Source organism: Oscillochloris sp. ZM17-4 (genome assembly GCF_019599295.1).
Lineage (GTDB): Bacteria > Chloroflexota > Chloroflexia > Chloroflexales > Chloroflexaceae > Oscillochloris.
In genome coordinates this window covers 247,535-253,639 of record NZ_JAIEWN010000002.1, presented here as the reverse complement: position 1 = coordinate 253,639, position 6,105 = coordinate 247,535, and the positions used below count along the sequence as shown (strand labels likewise).

The window sequence follows — 6,105 nt, the reverse complement described above, 5'->3', positions numbered from 1 at the left end:
CCCCGCTCGGATGCGGGCGCTGCGCCCCCGCTCGGATGCGGGCGCTGCGCCCCCGCTCGGATGCGGGCGCTGCGCCCCGCCCCCGCCCAGGGGGCCAGCCCCCTGGACCCCCGCTGGGGGCGCTACGCCCCCCAGACCCCCCGAATCTGATGCTGCGGGGTGCTGACTGCACGTTGTTTGGCCTTTTTCGTGTGTCGGGCAGCGGCATCAACGCTGCCTCAGGATCGCCCGCACCTGCGCAGCTGCCATGACAACGGGCATTGAAAAGAGGCAAGCTAAGATTCCAGGGTTCGAAGGGGCGGAGCCCCTCGCGGGGGTCCAGGGGCAAGCGCCCCCTGGCGCGGGGTCTGGGGGCGCGCAGCCCCCAGCGGAGATAGCGGGGCCTGGGGCGCAGCCCCCAGCGGAGGTAGCGGGGTCTGGGGGCGCGCAGCCCCCAGCGGAGGTAGCGGGGTCTGGGGGCGCGCAGCCCCCAGCGGAGGTAGCGGGGTCTGGGGGCGCGCAGCCCCCAGCGGAGGTAGCGGGGCCTGGGGGCGCGCAGCCCCCAGCGGAGGTAGCGGGTAGGATGGCACGCATCACGGCACGCCGCTCCAAGATGGTGGTCGAGCTTGAGCACCAGCGCGACATGCTGCGCCGCCAGCGCGAGCAGGATCAGCGTGTGCTCTCCGCCCTCTATAACATCAGCCTGGCCTGCCGTGACCGGCCCACCCTGCGCGCAATCCTGGAGACGATCTCCGGCGAGCTGTCCGGCGTCTTCAGCTTCGACGCGATCTATATCGCCCTCTGCGACGAGCAGCCCGAGACCTTCAGCGCCGCCCTGCTGGTGGACGAGGGCGAGGCCGCATATATCGAGGGCATGGAGTACGGCTTCCTCACTGGCGCGATCGTGCGCGACCGCGCGCCGCTGCTCTACCGCGACCTGGTGGCTGAGCGCGACCCATCGATGCCGCGGGTGATGTTCGGCAACACCGAGAAGCTCTCGCGCGCCTGGCTCGGCGTGCCTCTGATGGTTGGCCCCGACGCGGTGGGCGTGATCTCCATCCAGAGCTATCAGGTCGGCGTCTACACTGCGGCGACCCAAGATCTGCTCCAGCGGATGGCGAATGTGATCGCCGTGGCGGTGCAGAATGTGCGCCTGATTGAGCTCCAGGGCCAGCTCAGCCGCGCGCTCAGCGCGCAGGTGGACGCGCGGACCGGCGAGATCTCCGCGCTCAGCAGCATCGCCTCGGCGGTGGTGGCCCGCCAGCCCCTGCCCGCCATCCTTGGCCGAGCCCTTGATGTCGCAATGACGCTTTTTGGCTTCGACGCCGGCAATGTGCGCCTGATCGATGATACCCGCGCGCACCTTGTGCTGCAGGCCTATCGTGGCTTTGACCCGCAGTACGCCGAGGTGACGGCCCGCTCGCCGCTTGAGACGAGCCCGCTGCGCGATGTGGTGATCGAGGGCCGCCCCCAGGTGATCGAGCGCGGCTGGCGCACGCGCTATCACCCCGAGCGCTTCCCTATCCGCGTCTTCCCCCCCTTTGACTCGGCCCTGAGCCTGCCGCTCAGCATCGGCTCCAGCGTGCTTGGCACGCTCAGCCTGTTCGGCCTCAAGCCGCGCCCCTTCAGCGAGCACGAGCTGAGCCTGGCCCAGGCCGTCGCCAACCAGATCGCGATCGTGGTGGAGAACACGCGCCTGTTTGAGGAGCGCGAGCGCCAGATCAGCGAGCTGCGCACCCTCGGCGGCGTCAGCCGGGCCGCATCCACCGCCCAGGATCTGCGCCAGCTGCTGCGCCAGGTCCACGACGCGCTCAAGGGCTTCATCCCGCTCGACGCCTTCTCCATGCTGATCTACGACCCCGAGCGCGAGGTGGTGAGCGACGCCGTCTCCATCGATGAGGGCCACGCCTACGACTACTGGGGCAATCAGCCGCCGCCGCCGCGCTCGCTCAGCGCCTGGATCATCCGCAGCGGGATGCCCCTGCGCTTCGAGAATTTGCCCGAGCAGATTGCCGCCCACGAGGGCGTCGAGCGCCACATTGTCGGCGCGGATCGCCAATTCGTCTCATGGCTCGGCGTGCCGATGTTCGACCGCGAGGGCCGCGTGATCGGGGTGATCTCGGTGCAGGGCTACACCGCCGGTCTGTTCGACCCGCGCGATGAGGCGCTGATGCACAATGTGGCCGCCCAGGTGGCACTGCACGTCCAGAATGTGCGACTGCTCACCCAGCGCGCCCGCCAGATCGGCGAGCTGGAGGCGATCGGCCAGATCGGCAAGCTTGTCACTGCATCCTACGACCTCGACCTGATGCTCGATGAGGTGCGCCGGGTGGTGGCATCGCTCACCGACGCCTCGGTTTTCTACCTGCTCATCTGCGAGCCCGCGAGCCGCGCCGTCACCCACGCGGTCTTTGTCGAGGAGGGCGCGCATATCCCGCTCGATGTGCTGGGCACGACGGTGGGCGAGGGCACGATGAGCGACTGGATCTTGCGCAACCGCGAGCCGCTGCTCTATGACGACCTTCGCGACCAGCGCGAGGACACCGACCGCCGAGGGATCGCCCCGCGCGCCGTCGGCCCCGACAATGAGGTGCGCTCCTGGGCCGGCGTGCCCCTACTCGCCCGCGACGGCGAGCTGATCGGCGTGCTCTCGGTTCAGGACTACCGCCCCTACCGCTACGACTCGGGCACGATTGACTTTCTGGAGCAGGTGGGCAGCCACGTGAGCCTTGGCGTCCAGAAGATGCGCCTCTTCGAGTCTACCCAGTCTCAGGCCGCCGAGAACGCCCGCCTCGCGCAGGAGGCCCAGGCCCACGCCGCGGCCGCCGAGCGCCAGGCCACGCGCATGGAGCTGGTGCAGCGCATCGCCTCGGTGCTGAGCGCCCGGCTCGACCAGCAGGAGATCCTGGAGATCGCCTCGCGCGAGCTGGTGCAGCTCTTCTGGGCCGACCACACCGGCACGGTGCTGTTTGTGGGCGAGCAGATGGGCGTGGTGGTGGCCGAGTACCCGCCCACGGGGGCCGTCGGCCAGCCGGTGCCCCTGAGCGACAACCTGCTGATCGATGAGCTGCACGCCACCCGCCGCCCCCTGGTGATCTGGAATATCGAGAGCGACCCGCGTGCCGCCGTCTCGCGCGAGCGCTTTCGGGCGATGGGCATCACCTCGCTGGTGGTGGTGCCGCTGATCAGCCGCGACCGGGTCTTCGGCTCGATCTCGCTGGACAGCTATAACGAGCCGCTGATCTTCAGCGACGAGGAGCTGGACTTGATGGTGACGGTGTCCACGGCGGTGGCCGCCGCCGTCGAGAACGCCCAGCTCTTCGCCGCCGAGCAGGAGCAGCGCCGCACCGCCGACACCCTGCGCGAGATGGCCCGTGTGCTCAGCTCCTCGTTCAACCCCGACGAGGTGCTGCGGCTCATCCTGGGCGAGCTGCATAAGGTGATCGCCTACGACACGGCGTCGATCATGCTGCTCGACGGCGATATACTGCGCATGGTGGCATCGCGCGGGCGGCCCGACGGCGATGACCATCGCGGCATCACCCTCCCCGTGCATGGCAGCGCCGCCGGCGAGGTGGTGCGCCGCCGCGAGCCGCTGCTCTGGGTGGCCGGCAGCAGCGACGGCTCCTGGGCGCAGATCCCCACCTCGGCCAACATCCGCGCCTGGATCGGCGCGCCGCTGATCGCCCGCGGCAATATGATCGGCGTCCTCAACATCGATATCCGCAGCGCGGGCGGCGTCAGCTTCAGCGATCGCGACATTGAGGTGGCCCGCACCTTCGCCAACCACGCCGCCGTCGCCCTGGAGAACGCCCAGCTCTACCAGGAGTCGATCACCCGCATCGAGCAGGAGCTGGAGATCGCCCGCCGCATCCAGTCGAACCTCTTCCCCCGCCAGCTGCCCAGCGTCGCCGGCCTGGCTCTGGCCGCCCGCTGCATCCCCGCCCGCGAGACCGGCGGCGACTTTTACGATATGGTCGATATGGGCTCGCGCCTCGGCGTGATCGTCGGCGATGTCTCCGGCAAGAGCCTGCCCGCCGCCATGCTTATGGCGGTGGCCCGCTCCACCAGCCGCTCCGAGGCCCGCAACCACGAGACGCCCTGGGTGGTGCTCACCGAGACGAACCGCTGGCTGGTGGACGATGTGCCCAAGAATGCCTTTGTGGCGCTCAGCTACGCGGTGGTCGATCCATTACAGCGCCGGCTGACGATGTCCAACGGCGGGCAGCTCAGCCCGCTGCTGCGTCGGGCTGATGGGGCCACGTCGTTCATCACGGCTCCCGAGGCCCTGCCCCTGGGGATGATCCCCGACGCCATGTTCGGCCAGGTGGAGATCGACCTCGCCCCCGGCGACACCGTGCTCTTCTATACCGATGGCATCGTGGAGGCCCACGATACCTGCCGCGACCTCTTTGGCTTCGACCGCCTGGAGGCGCTGATCTCGCGCTGGGGCCATCTCTCGCCCGATGACCTGATCGCCCTAATCCTGGTCGAGGTGAACCGCTTCGCAGCGGGCGCCCCCACCCACGATGATATGACCCTGGTCGTGGTGCGCGTCAGCTGACGCGCCCATCTGGAATGCGGCCCTGCGCCGGCCCCGCCGGCGCAGGGCCGCGTCACCTATTGCAGGCATCCCATGCGCCATATCCTCACCGCGACATCTCACCGCCCCTGGCCGCTGCCGCGCCGCCCCTGGGTGATGGCCATGGAGTGGCACGACCTGCTCTTCATGCACTGGCCGGTGCGCCCCGAGCTGCTCCGCCCGCGCATCCCGCCCGCGCTGGAGCTTGAGACATGGGAGGGCTACGCGTGGCTCGGCGTCGTCCCCTTTATGATGCGCGGGGTGCGCCCGCGCCTCACCCCGGCGGTCCCGGGACTCTCGGCATTCCCCGAGCTGAACGTCCGCACCTATGTTTCCCGCAATGGCGTGCCGGGGGTCTGGTTCTTTAGCCTAGACGCCGCCAGCCGCCTGGCGGTGCGCGGCGCGCGCTACGGCTTCCACCTGCCCTACATGGACGCGCGCATGGCCTGTGAGCGCGCGGGCGACGCGGTGCGCTACCGCAGCCAGCGCACCCACCGCGACGCCCCGCCGGCCGCCCTCCGCGCGACATATCGCCCCACCGGCCCGGCCTACCAGAGCGCGCCCGGCGGCATCGAGCACTGGCTCACCGAGCGCTACTGCCTCTACGCCGCGAACCGCCGCGGCGACACCTGGCGCGGCGATATCCACCACACCCCCTGGCTGCTCCAGCCCGCCGAGGTGGAGCTGGAGCAGAGCCGCATGGCCGACCAGCTCCAGCTCCTGCTGCCGCCCGCCCCGCCGCTCGTCCACTTCGCCCGCCGCCTCGATGTGGCCGCCTGGGCGCTCGCATCGGCGTAGGGACGCAGCACGCTGCGTCCCTACGCCTGCGCGCCGCCCGCCGCCACCTGGGCGAGGAGGCTGGCGTAGATGACGCTGTGGAGCGGCGTGGGCACGCCGGACTCGGCGCCGAGGCGCACCACCGCGCCGCTCTGCGACTCGAGCTCCGAGGGCCGGCCGTCCATGATGTCGCGCTGGATCGAGGCCGTCCCGGCGGCGGGCACCCCGTCGATGAAGGCCAGCGTCGCCGCGACGCGCCCCTCGTCCACGGGGACACCGCGGGCGTGGGCGAGGGCCAGCACCTCGCGCAGCGACTGCTCGGCCATGGCGCGGGTGCCGGGCATGCCGCGCCACACGCCGATCGGCGCGCGGGTGATCGCCCCGATGCCGCCCCAGGTGACGATCAGCATGAACTTCTCCCAGAGCGCCACGCCGATGTCGTCCGCGAGCGTCGCCCGCACCCCGGCGCCGGTGAGGGCGTCCCGCAGCGCCTCGGCCCGCGGGCTGCGCGCGCCGTCGAGCTCGCCGAGATCGACCGAGGGCTCAATGCCGGTGTGGCGGATGTGGCCCGGCCCGGCGATGAAGGCGATGATCCGGCAGAGGCCGCCGAGGGCGTGGCCCGGCCCGAGCGCGGCGGCGAGCTGGTCGGCCGCCTCGACCCCGTTGAGCAGCGGCAGCACCGCCGTCCCCGCGCCGATCAGCGGGCGCATGGCGCGGGCGGCCTCGGGCAGCTGCCAGCTCTTCACCCCCACGATCACCGCGTCCAC

The 6,105-nt window shown here is 70.8% G+C and carries 3 protein-coding genes; 2 read left to right on the top strand and 1 reads right to left on the bottom strand.

Annotated elements, in window-relative coordinates; all coding sequences use genetic code 11:
* Positions 1–562: 562 nt before the first annotated feature.
* Positions 563–4,543, top strand: coding sequence for a GAF domain-containing protein (locus K2Z83_RS02985; RefSeq protein ID WP_220593693.1), 3,981 nt, complete (start codon positions 563–565; stop codon positions 4,541–4,543).
* 72 nt (positions 4,544–4,615) lie between these two features.
* Positions 4,616–5,359 carry a YqjF family protein gene (locus K2Z83_RS02980; protein WP_220593692.1) on the top strand — a complete coding sequence of 248 codons (744 nt, stop codon included), beginning with the start codon at positions 4,616–4,618 and terminating at the stop codon, positions 5,357–5,359.
* 20 nt (positions 5,360–5,379) lie between these two features.
* Here the strand turns inward: K2Z83_RS02980 and K2Z83_RS02975 are convergent.
* On the bottom strand, positions 5,380–6,105 hold a 726-nt coding region (locus K2Z83_RS02975; protein WP_220593691.1), incomplete at its 5' end, for a ketopantoate reductase family protein.

Excerpts from the sequence above, each read along its gene's own strand:
- K2Z83_RS02985 (WP_220593693.1), top strand. The coding sequence starts at position 563 with ATGGCACGCATCACGGCACGCCGCTCCAAGATGGTGGTCGAGCTTGAG.
- K2Z83_RS02980 (WP_220593692.1), top strand. The coding sequence starts at position 4,616 with ATGCGCCATATCCTCACCGCGACATCTCACCGCCCCTGGCCGCTGCCG.